General features: G+C 44.8%; 28 protein-coding genes. 13 read left to right on the top strand and 15 right to left on the bottom strand.

Annotated elements, in window-relative coordinates:
- Positions 1-15: 15 nt before the first annotated feature.
- The 3 genes from IT393_04255 to IT393_04245 form a co-directional block, all read right to left on the bottom strand.
- On the bottom strand, positions 16-2331 hold the full coding sequence (locus IT393_04255; GenBank protein ID MCC7201864.1) for a DUF3987 domain-containing protein: 2316 nt from the start codon (positions 2329-2331) through the stop codon (positions 16-18).
- Positions 2321-2497 carry a hypothetical protein gene (locus tag IT393_04250; GenBank protein MCC7201863.1) on the bottom strand — a complete coding sequence of 59 codons (177 nt, stop codon included), beginning with the start codon at positions 2495-2497 and terminating at the stop codon, positions 2321-2323. Before IT393_04250 ends, IT393_04255 begins: the two co-directional genes overlap by 11 nt.
- A 114-nt stretch (positions 2498-2611) precedes the next feature.
- Positions 2612-2785 (bottom strand): helix-turn-helix domain-containing protein, encoded by a 174-nt coding sequence (locus IT393_04245; protein MCC7201862.1) that lies wholly within the window; start codon positions 2783-2785, stop codon positions 2612-2614.
- A 120-nt stretch (positions 2786-2905) separates the two neighbouring features.
- Here IT393_04245 and IT393_04240 point away from each other — a divergent pair, with 120 nt between their 5' ends.
- The 3 genes from IT393_04240 to IT393_04230 all read left to right on the top strand — a co-directional run bounded on the left by IT393_04240 (position 2906) and on the right by IT393_04230 (position 4345).
- On the top strand, positions 2906-3682 hold the full coding sequence (locus IT393_04240; protein ID MCC7201861.1) for a CGNR zinc finger domain-containing protein: 777 nt from the start codon (positions 2906-2908) through the stop codon (positions 3680-3682).
- Between the two features lie 118 nt (positions 3683-3800).
- On the top strand, positions 3801-4124 hold the full coding sequence (locus IT393_04235; protein ID MCC7201860.1) for a type II toxin-antitoxin system HicB family antitoxin: 324 nt from the start codon (positions 3801-3803) through the stop codon (positions 4122-4124).
- Positions 4112-4345 carry a type II toxin-antitoxin system HicA family toxin gene (locus tag IT393_04230; protein ID MCC7201859.1) on the top strand — a complete coding sequence of 78 codons (234 nt, stop codon included), beginning with the start codon at positions 4112-4114 and terminating at the stop codon, positions 4343-4345. Before IT393_04235 ends, IT393_04230 begins: the two co-directional genes overlap by 13 nt.
- A 21-nt stretch (positions 4346-4366) precedes the next feature.
- Here the strand turns inward: IT393_04230 and IT393_04225 are convergent, their stop codons facing one another.
- From IT393_04225 to IT393_04210, 4 genes are all read right to left on the bottom strand, one after another.
- A complete protein-coding gene (locus IT393_04225) occupies positions 4367-4741 on the bottom strand; it encodes a hypothetical protein (GenBank protein MCC7201858.1) in 375 nt (124 codons plus the stop codon).
- Positions 4742-4774: 33 nt separating this feature from the next.
- Positions 4775-5146 (bottom strand): hypothetical protein, encoded by a 372-nt coding sequence (locus IT393_04220; protein ID MCC7201857.1) that lies wholly within the window; start codon positions 5144-5146, stop codon positions 4775-4777.
- Entirely contained in the window at positions 5143-5433 is a 291-nt protein-coding gene (locus IT393_04215) for a hypothetical protein (GenBank protein MCC7201856.1), read from the bottom strand. The genes IT393_04220 and IT393_04215 overlap by 4 nt, the downstream gene beginning before the upstream one ends.
- Positions 5434-5734: 301 nt before the next feature.
- A complete protein-coding gene (locus tag IT393_04210) occupies positions 5735-6436 on the bottom strand; it encodes a DUF1566 domain-containing protein (GenBank protein ID MCC7201855.1) in 702 nt (233 codons plus the stop codon).
- Between the two features lie 222 nt (positions 6437-6658).
- Here IT393_04210 and IT393_04205 point away from each other — a divergent pair, with 222 nt between their 5' ends.
- Positions 6659-7024 (top strand): helix-turn-helix transcriptional regulator, encoded by a 366-nt coding sequence (locus IT393_04205; protein ID MCC7201854.1) that lies wholly within the window; start codon positions 6659-6661, stop codon positions 7022-7024.
- Positions 7025-7340: 316 nt separating this feature from the next.
- On the opposite strand, the gene IT393_04200 is transcribed toward IT393_04205, so the two are convergent.
- Both IT393_04200 and IT393_04195 read right to left on the bottom strand, forming a co-directional pair.
- Complete coding sequence (locus IT393_04200) at positions 7341-7970, bottom strand: response regulator transcription factor (GenBank protein ID MCC7201853.1); 630 nt, start codon at positions 7968-7970, stop codon at positions 7341-7343.
- A gap of 3 nt (positions 7971-7973) precedes the next feature.
- The gene (locus IT393_04195) at positions 7974-9059 is read right to left on the bottom strand and encodes a sensor histidine kinase (protein ID MCC7201852.1); all 1086 of its coding nucleotides are present in this window, start codon (positions 9057-9059) and stop codon (positions 7974-7976) included.
- A gap of 203 nt (positions 9060-9262) precedes the next feature.
- Between IT393_04195 and IT393_04190 the strand changes: the two genes are divergently transcribed.
- From IT393_04190 to IT393_04175, 4 genes are all read left to right on the top strand, one after another.
- Positions 9263-9469 (top strand): 4Fe-4S binding protein, encoded by a 207-nt coding sequence (locus IT393_04190; protein ID MCC7201851.1) that lies wholly within the window; start codon positions 9263-9265, stop codon positions 9467-9469.
- Between the two features lie 104 nt (positions 9470-9573).
- Positions 9574-10746 (top strand): 2-oxoacid:acceptor oxidoreductase subunit alpha, encoded by a 1173-nt coding sequence (locus IT393_04185; protein MCC7201850.1) that lies wholly within the window; start codon positions 9574-9576, stop codon positions 10744-10746.
- 15 nt (positions 10747-10761) lie between these two features.
- Positions 10762-11631, top strand: coding sequence for a 2-oxoacid:ferredoxin oxidoreductase subunit beta (locus tag IT393_04180; protein MCC7201849.1), 870 nt, complete (start codon positions 10762-10764; stop codon positions 11629-11631).
- Positions 11632-11909: 278 nt separating this feature from the next.
- Positions 11910-12461, top strand: a complete 552-nt coding sequence (locus tag IT393_04175; protein ID MCC7201848.1) for a 2-oxoacid:acceptor oxidoreductase family protein — start codon at positions 11910-11912, stop codon at positions 12459-12461.
- Here the strand turns inward: IT393_04175 and rimO are convergent.
- The gene (gene rimO / locus IT393_04170) at positions 12448-13806 is read right to left on the bottom strand and encodes a 30S ribosomal protein S12 methylthiotransferase RimO (protein MCC7201847.1); all 1359 of its coding nucleotides are present in this window, start codon (positions 13804-13806) and stop codon (positions 12448-12450) included. The two genes, IT393_04175 and rimO, sit on opposite strands and share 14 nt — an antisense overlap.
- Positions 13807-14013: 207 nt before the next feature.
- The gene (locus IT393_04165) at positions 14014-14736 is read right to left on the bottom strand and encodes a Stp1/IreP family PP2C-type Ser/Thr phosphatase (protein MCC7201846.1); all 723 of its coding nucleotides are present in this window, start codon (positions 14734-14736) and stop codon (positions 14014-14016) included.
- A 131-nt stretch (positions 14737-14867) separates the two neighbouring features.
- On the opposite strand from IT393_04165, the gene IT393_04160 reads away from it, so the two are divergent.
- Genes IT393_04160 through IT393_04150 form a run of 3 tightly spaced genes read left to right on the top strand, consistent with a single transcriptional unit; the run spans position 14868 to position 17429 of the window.
- Positions 14868-15341, top strand: a complete 474-nt coding sequence (locus IT393_04160) for a MerR family transcriptional regulator (protein ID MCC7201845.1) — start codon at positions 14868-14870, stop codon at positions 15339-15341.
- Between the two features lie 55 nt (positions 15342-15396).
- A complete protein-coding gene (locus tag IT393_04155; protein ID MCC7201844.1) occupies positions 15397-16500 on the top strand; it encodes an AAA family ATPase in 1104 nt (367 codons plus the stop codon).
- Between the two features lie 11 nt (positions 16501-16511).
- Positions 16512-17429, top strand: a complete 918-nt coding sequence (locus IT393_04150; protein ID MCC7201843.1) for a hypothetical protein — start codon at positions 16512-16514, stop codon at positions 17427-17429.
- Here the strand turns inward: IT393_04150 and IT393_04145 are convergent.
- Entirely contained in the window at positions 17426-18226 is an 801-nt protein-coding gene (locus IT393_04145; protein MCC7201842.1) for a hypothetical protein, read from the bottom strand. The genes IT393_04150 and IT393_04145 overlap by 4 nt on opposite strands.
- A gap of 120 nt (positions 18227-18346) precedes the next feature.
- Between IT393_04145 and IT393_04140 the strand changes: the two genes are divergently transcribed.
- Both IT393_04140 and IT393_04135 read left to right on the top strand, forming a co-directional pair.
- Positions 18347-18697: a hypothetical protein gene (locus IT393_04140; GenBank protein MCC7201841.1), complete on the top strand. Its 351-nt coding sequence runs from the start codon at positions 18347-18349 to the stop codon at positions 18695-18697.
- Positions 18681-19196, top strand: a complete 516-nt coding sequence (locus IT393_04135; GenBank protein MCC7201840.1) for a hypothetical protein — start codon at positions 18681-18683, stop codon at positions 19194-19196. The genes IT393_04140 and IT393_04135 overlap by 17 nt, the downstream gene beginning before the upstream one ends.
- A gap of 18 nt (positions 19197-19214) precedes the next feature.
- Here IT393_04135 and IT393_04130 read toward each other — a convergent pair whose 3' ends face one another.
- The 3 genes from IT393_04130 to IT393_04120 form a co-directional block, all read right to left on the bottom strand.
- On the bottom strand, positions 19215-19520 hold the full coding sequence (locus IT393_04130; GenBank protein ID MCC7201839.1) for a DUF2294 domain-containing protein: 306 nt from the start codon (positions 19518-19520) through the stop codon (positions 19215-19217).
- A 45-nt stretch (positions 19521-19565) separates the two neighbouring features.
- Positions 19566-20111, bottom strand: a complete 546-nt coding sequence (locus IT393_04125; protein ID MCC7201838.1) for a carbonic anhydrase — start codon at positions 20109-20111, stop codon at positions 19566-19568.
- Positions 20112-20218: 107 nt separating this feature from the next.
- Positions 20219-20679 (bottom strand): NADP-dependent isocitrate dehydrogenase (locus tag IT393_04120; protein ID MCC7201837.1); only part of this gene is annotated, 461 nt, incomplete at its 5' end.

Genomic DNA, 20679 nt, shown 5'->3' with positions numbered 1-20679 from the left:
TTTGTCAGTGGGTTTTCATACATTTACATTTTTAATTTTAGGGTTAACCTCATAGGCCATTGCCTCAGGTCTGCCGATACCTGAATATTCAGGTGCTACTGATTTAATGTATCCTCTTTCAATGAGAATTTTTAAACCTTCCGATGCTATGTTCATATCATCAATATTAGTGTTCCTAAGTACATCCCTTCCTTTAAATATCTCAGGAGTATGTCTTCGAATATATGACAGTATGGTCTTTGCTGTTTTGATCTTGGGATTTTCTTTCATGAGGCCAAAAGCAGCGATAGCATGTTCCACGTAATTACTTCCTATTGCACAAGAAGCACTGACAGAACTGACAGAAATAGGTTCATAACATGCCCTGATGCCATATTCAGCAAAATGTAATAAACCAGCAATCCGTGCAACAGCTCCAGGAAGTTTTGAACCCCAATCCTTTATGTATTCAAGGTCACCCCCAGTCCTCATGCTGATTTCAATATCATTGTAGAACTCATCCCATGCTTCATGTGCCTCCTGCGTAAGTCTCAAAGTATTAAGACCCGCCGGTACTCGCAACAAACCGATGATGAATTCATTATAATTTTCCAAAAGAGATGCAGGTATTGCCTTTTTTTGCCGGACTCTATAACCGACAGTTGACTTACAACAGGAATATAGGAACCGTGCAAGCAACCCCCGTCCCCGAAATTGAGTGTTCTTACCAATTTCCTCTATAACATCTGGCTGCACCGCAAGGCACATGGTTAAAGCTGGGTTCTGCATTGTCCGTGATTCCCTCCCTACTCGGTGAGAACTCCATGCATCCCCGGAATATGCCTTCAGCGGTAGATCAATATTAGTGCCTTTGTCATTATAGAGACCCGCCATAAGACTAAATAATCCACCCTCTGGACTAAAGACAGATAGTTTCTCTCCGTTTCCTGACATATAGAGACCAAGCGCTTCCATAGTGATATCATCTACAACACATAACGGATTGCTGGGAACCGGGTTTTCCTGCATCTCCTTAATTATTCCTGCGGCCTCGTCTTCATAGCGTTGACGCTCAATCAGGTTATCTTCCTGAGCAGCCTTCTTTTGAAGTTTTTGAAGCCTTGCCTCTTTAAACCTGTGTGCATTCTGAGTTTCCGCTATCCTCGGAGCTGTCTCTTTTTGTATCTCAAGCTGATATGCATAAATTGGTGTTGTCATAGTAGACATAACAGAAGATTTACGGTTTCCTGATTCATATATTGAGCAAATGTATAGATTCAAAGGTTCCTTATGTGTGAGCAAATCCACCTCAAACTTTTTCTGTGTTGATGAGCTGAGAGCACATAAGAAAATAGACGCTGTAAGTCCAGCATCAACTTGGTTCACTTCTGACACTTCTTCAACGATACTTTGTCCTATAGGGGGAAGTGTGTTGATAGGAAAGGAGGGAAGCGCTGAATATGTGGAAAAAGGGACTGGGTCAGGCCATATATCAACTGCATCTGTACTTTGTATTTCTTTTGACATCCATTCTTCCGGTCGCCATGTGGGTGCCTCCTGAATAATTTGAAGTAGTTTATCTTTGCCGCAACCTTCAAGCTTTGCCCAGTCAATGATGTCCCCCTTTTCTTTAAGGCCGGGAAGATTCACGATCTTGATTTGCTTTGCTTGCCCGTGTAAGGCATTAGCTATATTGGAAGCATATAACCTGCCTGGTTCATCATTGTCAGGCAGGATAGTTATGTTCTTCCCTTGGAGAGATGAGAGGTCGTAATTATCGGGTTTCGCATTAGCTCCTGCATCAAGGGTTGTTCCATCAAGTCCCCACGTAGCAATAAGGTCACAATGGGCCTCTCCTTCGACCATAATAATGTCTGATGATTGCAATATAGCCGGGAGATTGTAAAGGGTAGGTGAACATCCTCTTCCTGAAATCCACTTGTCATTTTCTGGATGGGAAAAATAGAAGTCCTTAGGCCGCCCATTCTTGCCCGGCTCACGCCGTTGCTTGCGGTAGATTACATTGCCTTGTGAATCCCGATAATAGAATGTAGCTGTGAGTTTAGGAGGGGTATCACTTAGTCCCTGCATAACGGCAATCTCATTTAGTGCCGTAGAGAAATCAACTTGCTTTAACTTCTGGTAGAAATTAAAAAGATCTCCGCTGCTACCACAGGCAAAGCAGTGATATAGACCACTTTGGAGATTTACTGACCATGATGGATACGTGTCATCATGAAATGGACATAGTCCCATTACTTCAATTTTGCCGTTGATTTTTAGAGAGGGTATATGAGACTTATAGAATTCTGTAATGTCTACCTTCTGTAGGACGGCTCTTTTATCCAGCATGGCTGCTCTCCTCTAACAAATAGATGACGCAATCAATCATCGCAGATAGTGTCTTGTCAAAGCCGAGGGGCTGAAGTTCTTCAAGCTTACCCAGATAGACCTGCAGATCCCGCCGTAACGCCGGCGGCATTGTAATAGCCACGCGGACCTTCTTATTGTCTCGCATTAGTGATCCTCCTTTTTGAAAGCTTCCATGGACAATCCCGATTTCTGAACATCCTCCAGGGCCAGTTTGACAAGGCTGTCTTCGGGGGAGTGACCGCGGAGGAACTTACTCCACTCAGTCATGTTTCGCCTCTCTATATCCGTCTCGGATTATCTGCTCAATGTCTTCCGGCCTAACCCGAACCGCCCCCCAGACCCGGACAACCGGTATCCGGCCTTGCCTGATGAACTTTCGGAGCGATGTTTCCTGGAGTCCCAACCTTTTTGCTGCCTCTCTAATTGTTAACATTATTTACCCTCCTAATATATTCAATTATCCTTGAATATCATGTCATAACTGTGTATACTGGTCAAATAAGATGGTTGGTTACATATACGGAAAGCATATATTTTATTGGGAGATAAGATAATGAAAAAAAGTAAAGAAAATCGCATGGCTGGTTACAAGGAAAAAGCAGGCAACAAACGGAAACCTACAAAGTATTATCCTCTATCAAATACCTCACGCTATTTGATGCATCTTGTTAATATTGTGTGGCAGGAATTTATGACAGAGAATTTTGATGTTGCAAATGTAGCGGGTAAGCCAACTACCATTGCTGGTCTCTTTAAAGAACTTAATAGTAAGGATATGCGGAAAAGATACTGGCTTAATCGCTTTCCATCACCGGAAGCTCTCAATTTCAGCGTGGAAGCATTATGCGAACACTGGCCTCGGCCATTACTGGAAACAATATTTGTTCTTTCCTTAGAAGCTGGTAATGTGAGATCATTAAGGAAATCTACTAAGGAAAGAATGAACGCCTTATTAAAAGCACTTCATCCAAACACTTCCCCGGATAAATATGTACGGTTGTGGTATGGAGAGAGATTCAGCGGCATGCCCTTCTATCTAAAATATCTTAATGGCAGTCGAACCCTTGCCCCAGATTATGACAGAGAAGACCCTGTTAAAACCCTATGGGCCTGGATAGCCACGCTCTTGGTTGAAATAGATAGCAGAAAAGACCGGTTAAAAGTCTGTGAGTTTGACGATCCCAAGCTGGTGGGAGTATGCCTGAATATGTTCTGGGATGAATCAAAGAACAAGAGAAAAAAATACTGCGACGAGACAGATTGCAAGAAAGCACGATTACGGCAAAAAGTCTCCGCATGGAGAAAAAACAGGAAGACTGACCACGGATGAGGCCAAAGGAATAGAGGTTATCCCATTTGCGGAGCGACCGTAGTGTCTTAAATTAACTTGTTTGTTGACTATCCTCGATGTCTGTTCGATAATACAAATTAAAAGGGGGGGAAACAAGATGCAGGTCATTTTCAATGTACAGTTACCGGCTCAGGTTAAAAAGAGTGGTAAATATTATGTCTCATGCTGCCCTATCCTGGATGTCTACTCTCAGGGGAAAACCAGAAACAAGGCTCTTGAAAATCTCATCGAGGCCCTCAGGCTATTTCTTATTTCCTGCTACGATAGAGGGGTTCTTGATGAAGTCCTCCGTGATTGCGGGTTCACCCCGGTAGAGGTAAAGGGGCCGGTGAAGGCCCGCCCTTTCCCCAAGAAATACGAAAGTGTCAACGTCCCTCTGCCTTTTAACCTCAAAGAGAGTCGCACACATTGCCACGTCTAACCCCTATATCCTGGAAGATACTGAAATGTATCTTTGAAGAGGCTGGTTTTGTTCATAACAGGACAGAAGGGAGTCATATGGTTCTTGAAAAGGATGGAGTCAGGCGTCCTATTATTATCCCTAAATATGATGAGATCGGTCTTGACATTATTAAGTCCTGTATGCGGACTGCTGATATGAGCAGGGAAGAATATTTTAAGTTGCTGGAGAAATGCAGGTAGATTTCCCTGGCATCAAATTTATTACACTGCTACCCTAAGCTCAATCACATCGTAGTTGACCTCTGGAATAACACGCTCTCTTTTCTCTCTTGACCTTTTAATCTCCACCAGACCGATTTCCCTGAGATATTCCAAGTCAATATTCACGTTCTTTATATCCCTGTCAAGCATCCTGGCAAGCTCATAAACGGAAGAAGGGTGTCTTTCTTTTATCACATGCAGCATCTCTAATCGTCTCTCTGTTAATGCCCTTCTGAAAGCCTCAAGATTTTCAAAATACATACCATGCTCTTTTTTTGCCTTCTCGCCCCACTCAAGCCTCTTCATTACCTCTTTTGTGTTACTGAGGACATCATAAAGACCCTTTATCCCTATTGTTACCTTTTTTATTTTCATCTTCTATATACCTCTCCGGCAGGCATAAGGGTATTAAACCGCTATTTCAAAGGCTATCCGGTCGTAGTTAATAACAGGAGCTTTCTTCCGGCGATTTTCTCTCGTTTCTATCAGCCCTATGCGCTCAAGATACTTCACGTCACCGGCAACATTCTTTATATCCCGCTTTGCCATGCGTCCAAGCTCATTGATAGAGGACGGTTTTTGTGTCTTTATGATATGCAGGAGTTCAAGCCGCTTAGAAGTCAAGCCCTTTCTTAACGCATCGAAACTCGTAAAATATATCTCAGGTCCCTTTACAGGCTTTAATCTTTCCCCCTGCTCAATCCTCTTCACAACGGTCTTCACATCATCAAAAACCTGTTCAAGACTCTTTATCCCTATCTTAACTTTTTTTACCTTCATAACCTGCCCCCTTTGTATAGTTCCATATCCCCGTAAAAATCCTTTAATAATTCCGCTATATTTTTAAACCTGTAAGGCTTTTCATCATCTCTGTAATGACGATGATCTCCCTTCCCCTCTCCATTGTCATAACCAATTACATGCTCATCCTCTACAATGTAGGCAAGGGAATATTTATAACCGTGCGGCTTATCTTCGGTCGGTTCAGGCAACTGCCATATTTTAATCTCAATCGTATTATCCAATTCATCCTCAATCTTTACATACATAACAAGGCTTGCCTTCATATTGGTATTATATACCCATAAGATAAAGACTGTCAATCTGAGATGGGAATTGCCCGTAGTTCTTACATGCTATGTTGGCGTTATTTGGGGTGGAGATGGTAGGCAGGATAGTTCCTGTGCTAAAAAGCCTATTAAGCCCCCCATATAATGCCTGTAAGCTGGCATTATATGGGGTACATTATTTCAATATACTTAATACTTCATATTAAACTGATGATTTTTTTGATTCTAAACATTAAGCTCATATAGACCGGTTCAGGAACTGTTGTTGCATCGCTGTAATGAACAAATCAGCTACCAATCAGCCTTGTTGCCTTCCCAGCTTCTTTCTCCAAACAATCATTCCTGCCATACCGGAGCCCAGAAGGAATAATGTTGCAGGTTCCGGGACCGGATGAGAATCACCGTCACGCACAGCCCAGGCAGAAGCGATATTGGTCTTATGGTAAGCGCCCTGGCCACCATCGCTAAAGCCGAAGACCCACGCGGCGTTCGGCCAGTCAGAAGACTCCGTACCGGACCAGTAGTAGTTGTAGGGCTGTATGGAAAAAAAGGGGCCAGTATTAGTAAGGCCCCAGCCGGGTTGAGGAATTGTATCATCAGCAGCTACATAACCCTTATTCCCAAGTTCTGTATAGAACAGATGGCCCATCTCACTCCCTGTGCAGTTATAAGCAGAATATGCAGTATTACAACTGGGATCAGGCTGGAGTGTGGTTGGAAGCCGCCAGTCACTAAATCCCAGGTAGTTTGCCGTGTTCATTGCCGCAATCCATGTCTGCGCCGTATCCCACGTCATACGGCCGTCGGAGTAAATGCCGGACACTCCAAACGTGTTGCTTGCTGCCAGATTGGCGTTCTGTAGCCAGTAGATATTGAGGTCTGTATCGTAGATCAGCTCATAATTGGGAGTAAGTGTCGCATGGGCTGAGACCGTAACCCCAATAATCAACGCCAGAGCAATCGAGAAAGGAATTATCCTCTTAATCATTTTCTTATTCATTCTATTTCACCTCCTTTCTTTATGGATTTTTTCGCAAATCCCATTTTATTAGTGAAATTATTATCATTTTACCCCCAGTATATTTGCCTTCTTTTTGCCATTAACAAGATTATTTACATGCAATAAATATACCGTTAGTGACTATAGTCATTATAAGTCTGATTACTATAGCCGTATTTACTTTAGTCATCCTTTCAGTGTTTTCTATTATGGAGGATGGACATGGATAACGTCATACAATTTGTGGGTAATAGAATCAGAAATGTCAGAAATAAAACTGGACTAACTCAATTTGAATTAGCAGAGAGAGCAGGATTAAACCTCAGTTGGCTTGGGCAGATTGAACGAGGCCAGAGAACCCCAACGATTATTACACTTTCTAAAATTTGTGGGGCATTGAACATTACCCTCGCTGAATTATTCAGAGAATCCCAAAAGCAGGCATTTCAAAAAGGTGATCTAATTATAAGAGAACTGAGAACACTGTTGAGAGACCAAAGCGAGGAGGACAAGCAGTTTATTATTGAAGTGGTCAGACGGATTTGTAAGAAGCCTGAGCAACCTATCAAAAAAACGAAACGTATTTGATTAGTTATTCATTATTTTCTGAACTTAAACGGAAAATAAAAAGAGGAAATTCCATTCTCGGAAAACCTGCGCCGACTTCGAAGAGGGGTTGATATTTATCACCCCCACCCCTGCCGATTTTACGGATACCCCCACTGTATAGTTTTTGTATAGTAGACAGGCAAAAACAGCACAAAAAAGAAGAAAATCCTTACCCCTCCCTATATCCCTAACTGCATGTAAACAAAGGCAGAAGGAAATATAGGAAAAGGGTAAGGATTTCAATGGGTTACCTTCACACGGAAGAGGCCGCAGGTTCGATACCTGCATCGCCCATTCATACCAGGTTATTCTTAATTGCATAGTGGATCAGTTCTGCATTGTTCTTAAGGTTTATCTTCCTCAAAATTCTGGAGCGGTAGGTGCTGATAGTGGGAAGGCTGAGCGAGAGCTGTCTTGCTATATCACCGGTAGACTTTCCTGATGCGAGCATAACCATGACCTGATACTCCCGGTCTGAGAGGGTATCGTGAGCCGGTTTCTCTCCGCTTTTATTGAGATCCGATGCAAGCTTTTCCGCAAGCGATGAACTGATGTATTTCCTCCCGGTGGAGACACGTCTTATTGCTGTCAGTAATTCATCAGGAACACTCCCTTTGGTCAGGTAGCCTGATGCGCCTGTTTTTAATGCGGCCACTGCATATTGTTCTTCAGGGTGCATGCTGATTATCAGAACAGGCGGATGCTTTTTTTCGTTCTGCAGGTTTCCGAGGATTTCGAGTCCGCTCATATCAGGCAGCGAGATGTCGAGTATTATTATGTCGTAGCTATTCCTCCTTAGTCTGTCTAACAGATCCCTGCCAGTGCTTACCTCATCTGCGATCGCGATATCGTGAGATTCCGAGATGATTTTTTTTAGTCCCTCACGGAAAATAGGATGGTCGTCTACGATTATAATCCGGATCATTACTCATTTCCCCTTTTCTGTGAGTGGGATCGTTGCCAGCACCCTTGTTCCCTTGTTTGGCGCCCCGCTTATTTTCAGGTCTCCGCCAAGATATAATGTTCTCTCCTGCATCCCGAGCAATCCAAAGGAAAATGGATCATTTATCTTTTCTTCATTTATTCCTATTCCATTATCTTCTATCTTCAATATCAGAGCGCTGTCTTCCTTTCGCACCTCAACAGTGACCCTGGTGGCTTCGGAATGTCTTGCAACGTTTGTCATTGCCTCCTGCAGGATGCGGAAGGCCGCAGTGGCATGACTCTTGTCCATAGGGATATCTTCGTCGCTTAAGAGACACCTGCATCGGATCCTGGCCCTTTTTTGAAATTCACTCATATACCATTGAATGGCTGAAATGAGGCCAAAATGGTCCAGGACATGAGGTCTCAGCTCTGTTGAAACGCGCCGTACTGTTTCTATGCCCGTGTCAGTAAGTTTTACTAATGATTCAATTGCTGCAGACATTTTTGCAGGATTTACGGAAGAATTCGTCGGCAGAATGGATAGTTCCATCTTTATAGCTGTAAACAGCCCGCCTAATTCATCATGCAGTTCAGCGGCAATATACTTTATCTCTGCCTCCCTTAGGTCCTGCAGATGAGCGGTAAGGTTTCGGAATTTCCTGCGTGATTTTTCAAGCTCCTCGTTGGAGAGCGTTAATTCCTCAGACTGTTTCATTAAATCCATGTTTGCCTGGTTGAGGGCTGCAGCATGCTCCTCTATGACATTGATGGAATGCCTGTATTTTATGACGAAGACTACGGCCGTCCAGATAACAATCACTGAAAGAAGACGGTTTGCTAAAAAAACAGAAGGCTTTTCGCCGGCTGGTGACATTAAAATGCCCAATATAGTTAAAACAGTCACCCCGCATCCGGCTATGATGGTATGCAGGTTTTTTGATAACCATAAGGAAAGCAGTATAACAACTGCATAAGGGACAGCCGCAGCTATTCCCAATGGAGTTGACAAATCGAAGACGAATATTCCAACTGCCAGGAGGATGCTGAAAAAAATAATCTGTTTATCTTTATCAGTTGTATTAATCATGATGCAAAAATGGCAAAGCCGGATGCCGGATAAGTGGATGATAAACTGACATCAGAATAGCATATTGGAACCACTTTATCAATTTATGGAGACTTAGATTTTGGCAATATTTAGCTTGCATCAACTATACAATTATTGTATATTATGCCAACTGATAGAGTATCAAAAAAGACTAACACACCAATACAAAAAGGACATAGACTATGGCAGTGGCGGAAAAGAGGATTTTCAGGATTGAGATTGACCCTAAGTTATGCAAAGGATGTGTTATATGTGTGGATTTCTGTCCTACAAATGTGCTGTCAATGGATGGGAACCTTTGTGTTGTTAAGGAACTCGATGCGTGTAATGGGTGTCAATTGTGTGATAACCGGTGCCCGGACTTTGCCATCCAGGTATTCGAGCTGTAGTTGACGCTGGAACTGAGCATTTTTGAGCGTCAACTTTGGAAGGCAATGTAATTTAAGTGTTGGAATATGGAAGGAGAGAGATGACTGTGCATTCTAAAAAGTTTATGCAGGGCAACGAGGCCTGTGCTGAGGGTGCCTTTTATGCCGGGTGCAGATTTTTTGCAGGGTATCCCATTACGCCATCTACAGAGGTGATGGAGATTGCAGCGGCAAGGCTGCCCAAAATGGGTGGGGTCTTCATCCAGATGGAGGATGAAATCGCCAGTATATCTGCAATTATTGGCGGATCACTTGGCGGTCAGAAGTCAATGACTGCTACCAGCGGCCCAGGATTCTCCCTTATGCAGGAGGGGCTTGGTTTTGCCTGTATGGCAGAGGTTCCCTGTGTGATCGTCAATGTAATGAGGAGCGGCCCTTCGACAGGCTTCCCTACAGGGCCGAGCCAGTCAGATGTAATGCAGGCAAGGTGGGGGACTCATGGAGACCATCCGGCTATCGTTCTTACCCCTGCGTCTGTTCAGGAGCTGTTTTATGAAACAGTCAGGGCTTTCAACCTTTCAGAGCAATACCGTATGCCTGTTATCCTTCTCTACGATGAGATTGTCGGCCATATGAGGGAGGCTATAACAATACCAGCACCCGGTGAGGTCGAAGTTATAGATAGGGCAAGACCTTCCTGTGCACCGCATGAATATAAACCCTATGACACTTATCATGGTGATGTTGCCCCGCTTGCAGCATATGGGGACGGATACAGGTTCCATGTTACAGGGCTGTATCATGGGGCGGATGGTTTTCCTACTAATAACACAAAGCTTATAGAAGAAACAGGCCAGCGGCTTTTGAGAAAAGTGGACAATAACAGGGACAAGATCTGCAAAAACGAAGAGCTGTACCTGGATGATGCAGAGATAGGGATATTTGCATATGGCGTTTCTGCAAAATCGGCCAAGTTTGCTGTAAAAGAACTCAGGAAAAAGGGGATTAAAGCAGGTCTGCTGCGCCCGATGACAATATGGCCATTCCCTGAGAATGCAGTGGAAGAGCTTTCAAAGCAGGTCAAGACGATTATAGTACCTGAAATGAATTTAGGGCAGATAGTCTACGAGGTCGAGAGGGTTGCTCAGGGCAGGTGTGAGGTCAAAGGCGTTTTAAGGGCTGATACCGAGCCTATCAAACCTGCACAGATAATTGAGAGCATTACAGGAAACGGATTCTTCACGGCTTCATCAAAGATGTCAGAGCTAATGGTGGACCGGGATATGTTGGACGGTTAAGAAAGGAACTATAATATGAGTACACAGACTGAAGAGACAAGGCCGCTTGCAAAAAAGAAAAAAAAGGTCCCATTTAATTATTCCCCGTACGTAAGGGGAGGAAAACTGCCGCACATCTGGTGTCCGGGGTGCGGACATGGGATAGTATTAAAGAGCCTTCTGCGGGCAATACAGCTTTCAGGTTTGTCTCAGGATGATATCGCAATGGTGTCCGGGATAGGTTGTTCCAGCAGGACACCTGGTTATGTTGATTTTAATACACTCCATACCCTCCATGGCAGGGCACTTGCCTATGCAACAGGCGTAAAGCTTGCCAGACCGAAACTCAAGGTTATAGTGACAACAGGTGACGGAGATGCCCTTGCTATCGGAGGCAATCATTTTATACATGCGTGCAGGCGCAACCTTGACATGGTAGTCATGGTTTACAATAATTCCATATACGGTATGACGAGCGGACAATCATCTCCAACAACGCCGCAGGGAACCACTTCAACAACAGGACGTTATGGGAGCATCGAGCCGACCTTCGATACATGCAAACTTGCTCAGGCAGCAGGGGCAACGTTTGTTGCAAGGGGTACGGCGTATCACTTCCAGGAGCTTGAGAAGGTGCTGCATGAGGCTATAATGCACAAGGGGACTGCAGTCATTGACATTATAGATGCCTGTCCAACATACTATGGAAGGTTTAATAAATATAAGACACCCACAGAGATGATGGAGAAGATTGAGAAGGAAGGCACTGTTTCGGTAAAGCAGGCAGAGAAGATGTCTCCGCAGGAGCTTGAAGGAAAACTGCTGCGTGGCATCATTCATAAATCGGACAGGCCTGAGTATCTTGATGAGTATAACAGGCTGCTCGAGAGGGTGCAGAAGAAATAAACAATCTGATAAACAGGGACAGCGACTATTTATCGGATGAACCGTCATGAGCCCTTCGACTGTTCGGCACGCTCACAGCTCAGGGCTCGCAAGGTGTCATGAAAAACGTCATTCCCGCGAAAGCGGGAATCCAGACCGAGGCCTGGATCTGGATTCCCACTCCCCGCTTAAATCATGCGGGGACAGGTTCCGTGGGAATGACGGGCACACAGGAGCATTTTCAGGTGAAATCTCCGATAAATAGTCGCTGTCACTATATATTAAAGGAGTGATTTTATATGGGATACAGATATGAATTGAGATTCAGCGGTTCAGGCGGGCAGGGGATGATACTGGCAGGGATAATAATGGCTGAGGCAGCGGCAATATATGACGGCAAGCAGGCTGTACAGAGCCAGTCTTACGGACCTGAATCAAGGGGCGGCGCATCAAGGAGCGAGGTCATTATCAGTAATGAAGAGATTGATTACCCTAAGGCGACCAGCATTGACGCCATGCTTGCCCTGACACAGGAGGCATGCAACAAATATCACAAAGACATCAAGGACGGCGGCATACTTCTGGTTGACTCTGATGAGGTAAAAAACGTCCCAAAAGGAAATTATAAGGTCTATTCATTTCCTATTATCGCAACAGCAACCAATGTTCTTGGAAAAGGGATAGTAGCAAATATTATCTCCCTTGGCATAATGACAGAGCTGACAAAGATTATATCTGCCGAGTCAATGGAGAAGGCTGTGCTGGCGCGTGTTCCTGCTGCATTTACGGAATTGAACAGGAAGGCCATCCAGTTGGGTTTTGAAAAGGGCGCTGTGCTTAAGCCTGTATAACTGTCCCTGCAAGGTCGTATGGCAGGGCATCTTCGATTCTGACACTTACCATTTCACCCGGCGCAGGAAGTCTCTCTGAATTGCACTTTATATATACAACTCCGTCAACCTCAGGGGCGTGGCCGCAGGTGCGTCCTTCCATCTGAAATTCCTCACCCTTTGAAATGCTATCCACCAGGACAATTTGTCTGGTGCCGATCAGCTTCTGATTTTTCCTGAGGGATATGCCCTGCTGAATCTCCATTATTATGTTTTGCCTCTCAAGCCTCTTTTTTTCTCCAACCTGCTGTTTCATGGAGTATGCCTCGGTACCCTCTTCATGAGAATAGGTAAAGACGCCGAGCCTGTCAAACTCCACGTCTTCGACAAAAGACTTCAGCTCATTAAACTGCCTTTCTGTTTCTCCCGGGAACCCGACTATCAGGGAGGTCCGCAGAACTACATCAGGTATTTTGCTGCGAAGCTTTTCGATCGTCCTGTATATGCCGGATTTGGTGTGCCCCCTCTGCATCCTCCTGAGTATGCTGTCACTGACATGCTGGACAGGCATGTCAATATATTTACAGACCTTCTCTTCGTCTGCCATTACAGAGATCAGTTCATTTGTAAAAGAGCCTGGGTACGTATAGAGGATGCGTATCCATTTGATGCCCTTTAGAGAGGCAAGCTTTTTTAACAGCCTGGCCAATGCGCGGGGTTCTCTCAGATCCCTTCCATATGCAGTTGAATCCTGGGCAATCAGGTTGATTTCCACGACACCTTCTGATGAAAGTTTTTCTGCCTCTGCTATTATTGATTCCATGCTCCGGCTTCTCTGTCTGCCCCGCAGTTCAGGTATAATACAAAATGTACAGGTATGATCACATCCTTCTGCAATCTTTATAAAGGCAGTATGCACCTCACTTATCCGGATCCTTGGCAGTGATAGTTCATAACTGAAGTCAGACGGTTCTGCCAGGTAGGCCCTCTGTTCTTTAAGACGCCGGTATTGTTTATCCCGAAACTCTATGCAGATTGATATGACGTCCCTGAACGAACCGGTGCCGGCTATTACATCAATCTCAGGCATTTCTTTCAACAGGTCTTCCTTATATCTCTGGGGGAGGCAGCCTGCGGCAACAAGAAGCCTGCATTTCCCTTCTGTCTTGAGCCTTCCAAGTTCAATCAGGGTTGTTATGGATTCTTCCTTTGCTGAATCAATGAAGCCGCAGGTATTTACAACGATGATCTCAGCATCTTTTTCATTTGATGTGAACTCAAAGCCTGCATCATGGAGGAGGCCGAGCATTATTTCCGAATCAACCTGGTTTTTTGGACATCCAAGATTTACAAGACCTATTTTCATAAGAAATTCTCCGTTCAAATCCCCCCTCTCCCCCCTTTACTAAAGGGGGGAACTAATTTCCCCTTTAGTAAAAGGGGGAACTAATTTCCCCCTTTGAAAAAGGGGGACTAAGGGGGATTTTTCATCTTACAATCCGCAGCGTGGGGGCTCATCCCCCACATAAAGCCGTCCATACCTGTAGTGAGTCTACCGAACTAAAGGCCGGCGCTACAGTATGCATGCAGTTATAACTGTTATGTTATCTATCCCACCATTGTTATTGGCAAGCTCAATGAGTCTGTTTGATATATTCTCTGCGTCAGGTGTCAGTCCGTCTATGGTGCTCAGGATTTCTTTGTCATGCAGCATGTTTGTCAGGCCGTCTGTGCAGAGCAGCAATACATCTCCGGTTTGCAGTCTGACACTCTCAAAATCTGCATATGCGACACCTTCGGTTCCTACTGCCCGTGACAGAGTGCGTCTCGAAGGGTGATACAGCGCATCCTTTGGCGTTAATAGTCCAATCCGTATGTATTCCTCCACTACAGTATGGTCCTTCGTTATTTGTGTGATTGCATTGTTGCGTATCAGATATGCCCTGCTGTCACCGACATGGGCTACCACTGCTTTATCATCTTTGATTGATGCAACTACAACTGTTGTTCCCATGCCATGAAGAGTGGAATCATCTTCTGCCTTCTGCCGTATGAATATATTTGCAGTCTGTATGGCATGTTGAATTTTCTCCTGTGAATCAGCAACCGTGTGTTCGCCTGCTGTCTCCAATCTTATTATTTCCACAGCGAGCCTGCTTGCAACCTCACCACCGGCGTGCCCGCCTAATCCATCAGCAACGATATACAAAGACAAGTCCGGAAAGATCCCATAAGCATCTTCATTGTTATCCCTGACCATGCCTGTGTGCGTATTTCCTGATACCCTGATTTCCACTGAAGCCCCCCGGATTTGTTCATCCTAACATAAATACGACATTTATTCATCTTCATAAATTGTGACATAAAGTTGATATTTTGTATCTTTTTACTTGACAGTCATCATGTTTTACGCTATAAGAAATAGCGGTGGAACAGCACAAAACACCCTCAAATAATGAGAGTTTGTTTTCTGCCAGCCAGATATGCACCATTGCGGGCATCAGCAGGCGGCAATTGCAGTACTGGGATAAGTCCGGTCTCGTTAATCCGTCTCACAGAACTGAAGGTGGCCACGGCAGGTATACCTTCAGTGACCTCATATCCATCAGGGCCGCGAAGAAATTAATAGACGCAGGCATATCTGTTCAGAGAATACGCAGAAGCATAGGACAGCTCAAACGTATACTTCCGACCATAAAGAGGCCGCTCTCGGAGCTTACCCTTGTTGCTACAGGGGATGTGATATTAGTGTTTTATGAAGATACTGCATTTGAGGCAATCTCAGGTCAGGAGTGGATACTCGATATTGCAGACGTACAGCGTGAAGTGGATAAATGGCGGAAGAAGAGAAATGTCATTGGAAGGTTCAGAAAGGTTAAAGCTGTAAATGAAAGGCAGTGATTAATCCCGCCCGTTAATAAAAGGGCGCAAGCGGGAAAAACCCGGGGAGGTGCAAATGAGGATTATTGCAGTTGCTAACCAGAAAGGCGGCTGTGGAAAGACTACCACAGCAATTAATCTCTCGGCATGTCTGGCAAAAAGGGACAGAAGGGTGCTGCTCATTGATATGGACCCTCAGGGCCATTCAACACTGGGTTACAACATAAAAACTGAAGAAATCGGCCTCTCTGTATACCATGTGCTGAGAGAAGGGTTGCTGCTTGACGATGTTATCTTAAAAACAAATGTACAGAATGTAAGTCTTGCCCCGGCGAACGTCGTCCTTTTTACCATCGAACAGGATATAGCCTTTTTCTCTGAGAAGGAGAGCAGGCTGCAAAATGCACTGAGTAAACTAAAAAAGAAATTTGATTATGTCATTATTGACTGTCCTCCGAACCTGGGTCTGTTAAGTATTAATGCCCTTAGGGCTGCCGGTGAGGTTATCATACCTCTTGATGTCAGTTTCTTTTCCCTTCACGGACTCAGCAGGCTGCTGGAGACAATCGCAATGCTTAGAAGACATACAGGACATCATTTAGAGACATTTATCCTGCCGACCATGTTTGACAGGAGGAGCCGTTTTGCCAGGGAAATACTCGATGAGGTAAAGAATCATTTCAATGGAATTATTTTCTCTACACCTGTGCGGCACTGTTCCAAACTCCGTGAATCGGCAAGCTTTGGTGTCCCGGTTTGTGAATATGCCCCTAACTCAATCGGTCACTGGGATTATGCGGGTATGGCTGATGAGGTACTGATGCAGGAAGATCCGGCCATGATGCATGAAGCGCCTGTGGCGGTTATGGAGTCTTCGATTAATTTGATTTCTGATAAGGTTGAAAGGGCGGTCCCTGGGAATAATGGCATTGTCTTTGTGTATAAAGACCCGAAAGCGGCGGATGTCAAAATTGCCGGTGATTTTAATAATTGGATTCCTGATAAAGGGGTAATCACATCCCGTGAGAAAGACGGTACATGGAAAAAAGTTATTAATGTCCCTCCCGGAGCTTATCAGTACAAGTTCTGCATTGACGGAGACTGGAAGGAGGACCCAGGCAACCCCAATGTAGTCTCAAACAGATACGGCTCGTATAATTCCTTAGTAGTGATAGACTAACTGAGGGTATTATGAAGAAGACAAAACGGCTTGGCAGAGGGCTGGAAGATATCTCCCACTATTTTGTTTCTCAGCCTCAGGCGATTGCAAAGGAACCCCCGCCTCACTGTGAACTGCAGGCCCAGGGACAGTATAAATCGGTCTCCATAGTTGATACGGACGATCCGCGCAGAGGCGCTGCGCTTTGTGCAAACATCGGCATAGAGCTTTCACAAAAAGGAATCAGGGTATTATTGATTGACGCAGATTCCAGGTTTCCAGGGATATCATTCATGCTTGGATTATCTCTTCATGGTTTTTCCATTGAACACTATTATCAGGAGAGATATGCCCCGTCTGACATAGTATATACCGGGCCTTACGGGGTCAGGCTGCTCGCCCCGCATCTGTCATTTGATGATTCAATCCCCAGGGCCCATGCAAAGTTGTCTCTGATGCTCGAGACACTGAAATCAATAGAACAGGAGACAGATATTGTGATTGTCAGGCAATTTGAAGATCATATTAATCCTGTTATAGATGATGCATTGTTTGTTGTGCCGGTAATGACCGCACCCCTGATAGATTCATACAGGGAGATCAAAAAGTTTATGGCAGCCGATGACAGAAAAAAAGCAGGGGTTTTAGTCTGCGGGGCAGGGGGGGAGTATGCTGCTGTTGAGTTATACGAAAAGATCTCAAGGTGTGCTGAGATGTCATATGGTTCAAGGCCATATTATCTTGGGGATTTGTCCGCCGGGGAAGATGGTGGTTTAGAGTATGATACATCGTCTGCGGCAAAGGTCGTGTCTTACCTTGCCGGTATTGCGTTAAAAAACAGGGAAATAAAAGTCAGGAAAAGATTGTTTTTTGAAAGATTCATGAATCTTGTGTGCGGTGATGAAATTTCTCCTCTGGAAATGGAATATCTTAACGGGGTAAACGGTTAAAGGTCTAATACCATACAACGCACACTCCCGCCTGATTTCATAAATTCTGATATATCCATATAGAGTATCTGCAAGCCGTATTTCCTTAGCGCATCAGCAAGTGCATCCGAACAATGATATAAAAGCAGCTTTTTGTTTATACAGATTGAATTACACACAAACGAAAATGCATCTTCCTCAGATAACCTCAATATGTCTGATGGCAGGTTGTCTATTATTCTCCTGCTCTCAGGACTGAATGCGTCAGGGTAGTAGATCATGAGATTGATATCTTCAAGATATTGCAGGCAGGTATCCAGATGATAGAAGTGATGATTAACAAGTTCAAGCGACAGATAGTCCATTCCCATGATCCTGCCTGCATGACTGTGGGTGCTGACGTCTGTCCTGAATCCATGTGCAAGCAGCATCATGTTTTTATAGAACACAGCATCACCGGCGCCTTCAAATGCAGAGCCTGAGGGTATTGAATGACAGTGATAGCCATGTTCTGTAAACCATTTGTCGTAATATAACTCCTCTCCCTGTCTTTCGCTGTGCCTGAAACTGCTCAGGATGACCTTGTTATCTTTCACAAGCCCTGCATTGGCAGTAAATACCATATCCGGCAGTCCGGCGACTGGTTCAATCAGGGAGACCTCAGCACCGCTGCCTGTGATAGCGTTGTACAATGCATCCCACTGTCTGTGGGCCAGGGCGCTATCAGCAGGGTTAGTCAGCTTCATCCACGGATTTATCTCATAGGCGATCGCGAAATAAACCGGCCTGCACATCAGGTAATGTGGTTTCGTCTCCATACTATAATACTATCAGACATGCGGAGCAGCAGCAAACATGGATGAATACGAGTGCAATAAATGCTGCCTTGATCTGTTATCATATTGACAGCAGGGCCTCATCCTGATACGTTATCCTCAGTGAAAATACAAAAGCTTGTATATATTGACTCCTTATCCGGCAGGGGCATAGACTCTGTTGAGGACATTATCAATGATAAAAGACTTATCAAATTTCTCTGGGTCGAGCTCATCTTAAATCCTGAACTGGTTCAGGGCCTCAAGTCATGCATGGACGAAAACGTTGTCAGGGATGCCCTCACCAATGCATTGAGCTGGTACCTTGCTTTCAGATGGATCTTCCACGAAAATATTCCCCTTGATGATTTGCACAATAGGGGTGTGATAGTTCCTTACAGGGTAAGGGATGGGGTCTACCGGCAGAATATCAGGGGATTCCTGAAAGGTCTCGTGTATGCAGGATTATGTTAAATCATACGTAGAGAGGATCGAAGCATTTGCGAAGTCAAAGGGCAAACCCATTGAACTCCTCCTTATCGGGGGCCTTGCGATGGCTTATTATGGGGCGCCACGGTATACCGTTGATATTGATGCCGAAATCAGATGCGGCAATGAAATCTATTTTGAATTTCTTGAATACCTGAGGAAAGAAGGCATTGCCTCAAATATAAGCGATAATATCAGTGGGTGGGGTATTGTTCCGATGCCATCCAACTATAAGGAAAGGGCGCAGACTGTTTACACCAGTGATTATTTAACATTGAAAATACTCGATCCGGTAGATTATGTCTTCAGCAAGCTCATGAGAGGAACAGATGAAGACCTCAGTGATATTATGGAGGTTATACAGAGATTTAATATAACAAAGGATTCCCTCAGGGAAAGAAAAAAGCTCATACAATTCCCTAAAGACCCTGAGACATTATTCTTTGAGAAAAAGTTTCAGCATTTGATGGAACTTATGGGATAGAACTGATGAGGGTGCCTTCTAAATCTTTTCTGCGAGTGTGAAGATAATCACACGCTCTCCGGTATTTGTGCTGATATCCGTGTGCAGGCTGATTACCTCCACTCCGGTGATATTCCTGATTACCCTTGAGAGGAGTTCTTTTGCGCTCTCCAGCATGGTGGCCCTGACCTTTTTGATCAGGTCCCGGCCTTCCTGTGTCTTGGTCAGATGCTTTTCCGCATTGGTCAATACCCCTTTGAGGCGTACTATTACCATGTCATCCATAATATAGGTCCTGGTTTCCTGCGGTCCGCGGCCCATATATTCTATTTCGAACTTTGTCATGGCATTACTTATCTCAGCCTCTGTCTGTCCCTTACTCTTCAACGGTTAATTCTCCTCTATCAGATATAAAAGATCGTCTTCCACAGAGTATAGCATTGGCGCCACAACAATGCCAGTATGTTGCGAGCGGATAAGTTCCGCCTCTGCTATTACAGAGCTCACTACATCTTCTTTGTTAAACAGGACACATGAATCAATAAAGTGGCTCTCAGCAGCAGCCTTATCCCATCCACTGCCTTCTGATAACCCTCTGATAAATTCTGCTTTTCTTGACCCCAGATTGACCATCATGCAATCACTATGGCCTATGACAGCGATATGCCGTATCCCACCTACAGCAACTGCAAAAGAGATGGAGAAGGAGGCACCGTTTTGTGTCCCGCCCCCGTTGCGTACAATAAAAGAAAAATTTCCGGGAAGCCTGAGCGATTGACGGTTATCCATACACATCAGCGTGAGTATCTCAGCCCTTTTATATCTATTGGATGGAAGGTTTAGATTATGATACAGGATCAGCTTTGAGATGGAGGTCTTACGGTACACCTCTGGGATATCCCATTCACTGCTGATTGATATAAGTCTGTTTGTCATGTTCTCTGTCATGGACATAAAAAAAGGCCAACATCAAAAAGAGATGTTGGCCTAAATTCCAGCAGGTGGTCTTTATGACCGCCTCCTGCAATCTCTACCATTTTAAATTAAGCAATAGCAGCCAGTGCGGCACTGAATGTCGCACTCGGACGCATTGCCTTTGATGTCTTCTCAGGGTCAGGGAAGTAGTAACCGCCTGTATCCTGTGGCTTACCCTGAGCAGCTATCAGCTCTCCCGCTATCTTTGCCTCATTCTCTGTAAGGGCCTTTGCCAACGGTGTAAAGCGGGTCTTAAGCTCCTTGTCCTCATCCTGGGCAGCCAGCGCCTGCGCCCAGTATAAGGCAAGATAGAAATGACTCCCGCGGTTGTCTATCTCACCAACCTTCCTGGCAGGAGACTTGTTGCTCTCCAGGAACTTGCCGTTTGCCTGATCCAGCGTCGTTGCCAGTACCTGAGCCTTCTTGTTGTTAAACGTAATGGCCAGATGCTCAAGCGATACTGCAAGCGCCAGGAACTCCCCAAGGGAGTCCCACCTTAAATACCCCTCTTCTGAAAACTGCTGAACGT

Source organism: Nitrospirota bacterium (assembly GCA_020851375.1).
Lineage (GTDB): Bacteria > Nitrospirota > 9FT-COMBO-42-15 > HDB-SIOI813 > HDB-SIOI813 > RBG-16-43-11.
This window is presented reverse-complemented; position numbering and strand designations above follow the sequence as displayed.

What these genes read in the sequence shown, in the direction of transcription:
- IT393_04200 (MCC7201853.1), bottom strand. Translation starts at nt 7,970, where the DNA reads ATGATCCGGATTATAATCGTAGACGACCATCCTATTTTCCGTGAGGGA.
- IT393_04215 (MCC7201856.1), bottom strand. Translation starts at nt 5,433, where the DNA reads ATGAAGGCAAGCCTTGTTATGTATGTAAAGATTGAGGATGAATTGGAT.
- IT393_04185 (MCC7201850.1), top strand. Translation starts at nt 9,574, where the DNA reads ATGCAGGGCAACGAGGCCTGTGCTGAGGGTGCCTTTTATGCCGGGTGC.
- IT393_04145 (MCC7201842.1), bottom strand. Translation starts at nt 18,226, where the DNA reads ATGGAGACGAAACCACATTACCTGATGTGCAGGCCGGTTTATTTCGCG.
- IT393_04155 (MCC7201844.1), top strand. Translation starts at nt 15,397, where the DNA reads ATGAGGATTATTGCAGTTGCTAACCAGAAAGGCGGCTGTGGAAAGACT.
- IT393_04255 (MCC7201864.1), bottom strand. Translation starts at nt 2,331, where the DNA reads ATGCTGGATAAAAGAGCCGTCCTACAGAAGGTAGACATTACAGAATTC.
- IT393_04245 (MCC7201862.1), bottom strand. Translation starts at nt 2,785, where the DNA reads ATGTTAACAATTAGAGAGGCAGCAAAAAGGTTGGGACTCCAGGAAACA.
- rimO (MCC7201847.1), bottom strand. Translation starts at nt 13,806, where the DNA reads ATGAAAATAGGTCTTGTAAATCTTGGATGTCCAAAAAACCAGGTTGAT.
- IT393_04125 (MCC7201838.1), bottom strand. Translation starts at nt 20,111, where the DNA reads ATGACAAACAGACTTATATCAATCAGCAGTGAATGGGATATCCCAGAG.
- IT393_04235 (MCC7201860.1), top strand. Translation starts at nt 3,801, where the DNA reads ATGCAGGTCATTTTCAATGTACAGTTACCGGCTCAGGTTAAAAAGAGT.
- IT393_04190 (MCC7201851.1), top strand. Translation starts at nt 9,263, where the DNA reads ATGGCAGTGGCGGAAAAGAGGATTTTCAGGATTGAGATTGACCCTAAG.
- IT393_04250 (MCC7201863.1), bottom strand. Translation starts at nt 2,497, where the DNA reads ATGCGAGACAATAAGAAGGTCCGCGTGGCTATTACAATGCCGCCGGCG.
- IT393_04210 (MCC7201855.1), bottom strand. Translation starts at nt 6,436, where the DNA reads ATGAATAAGAAAATGATTAAGAGGATAATTCCTTTCTCGATTGCTCTG.
- IT393_04180 (MCC7201849.1), top strand. Translation starts at nt 10,762, where the DNA reads ATGAGTACACAGACTGAAGAGACAAGGCCGCTTGCAAAAAAGAAAAAA.
- IT393_04225 (MCC7201858.1), bottom strand. Translation starts at nt 4,741, where the DNA reads ATGAAAATAAAAAAGGTAACAATAGGGATAAAGGGTCTTTATGATGTC.
- IT393_04135 (MCC7201840.1), top strand. Translation starts at nt 18,681, where the DNA reads ATGCAGGATTATGTTAAATCATACGTAGAGAGGATCGAAGCATTTGCG.
- IT393_04205 (MCC7201854.1), top strand. Translation starts at nt 6,659, where the DNA reads ATGGATAACGTCATACAATTTGTGGGTAATAGAATCAGAAATGTCAGA.
- IT393_04130 (MCC7201839.1), bottom strand. Translation starts at nt 19,520, where the DNA reads ATGACAAAGTTCGAAATAGAATATATGGGCCGCGGACCGCAGGAAACC.
- IT393_04240 (MCC7201861.1), top strand. Translation starts at nt 2,906, where the DNA reads ATGAAAAAAAGTAAAGAAAATCGCATGGCTGGTTACAAGGAAAAAGCA.
- IT393_04220 (MCC7201857.1), bottom strand. Translation starts at nt 5,146, where the DNA reads ATGAAGGTAAAAAAAGTTAAGATAGGGATAAAGAGTCTTGAACAGGTT.
- IT393_04175 (MCC7201848.1), top strand. Translation starts at nt 11,910, where the DNA reads ATGGGATACAGATATGAATTGAGATTCAGCGGTTCAGGCGGGCAGGGG.
- IT393_04150 (MCC7201843.1), top strand. Translation starts at nt 16,512, where the DNA reads ATGAAGAAGACAAAACGGCTTGGCAGAGGGCTGGAAGATATCTCCCAC.
- IT393_04195 (MCC7201852.1), bottom strand. Translation starts at nt 9,059, where the DNA reads ATGATTAATACAACTGATAAAGATAAACAGATTATTTTTTTCAGCATC.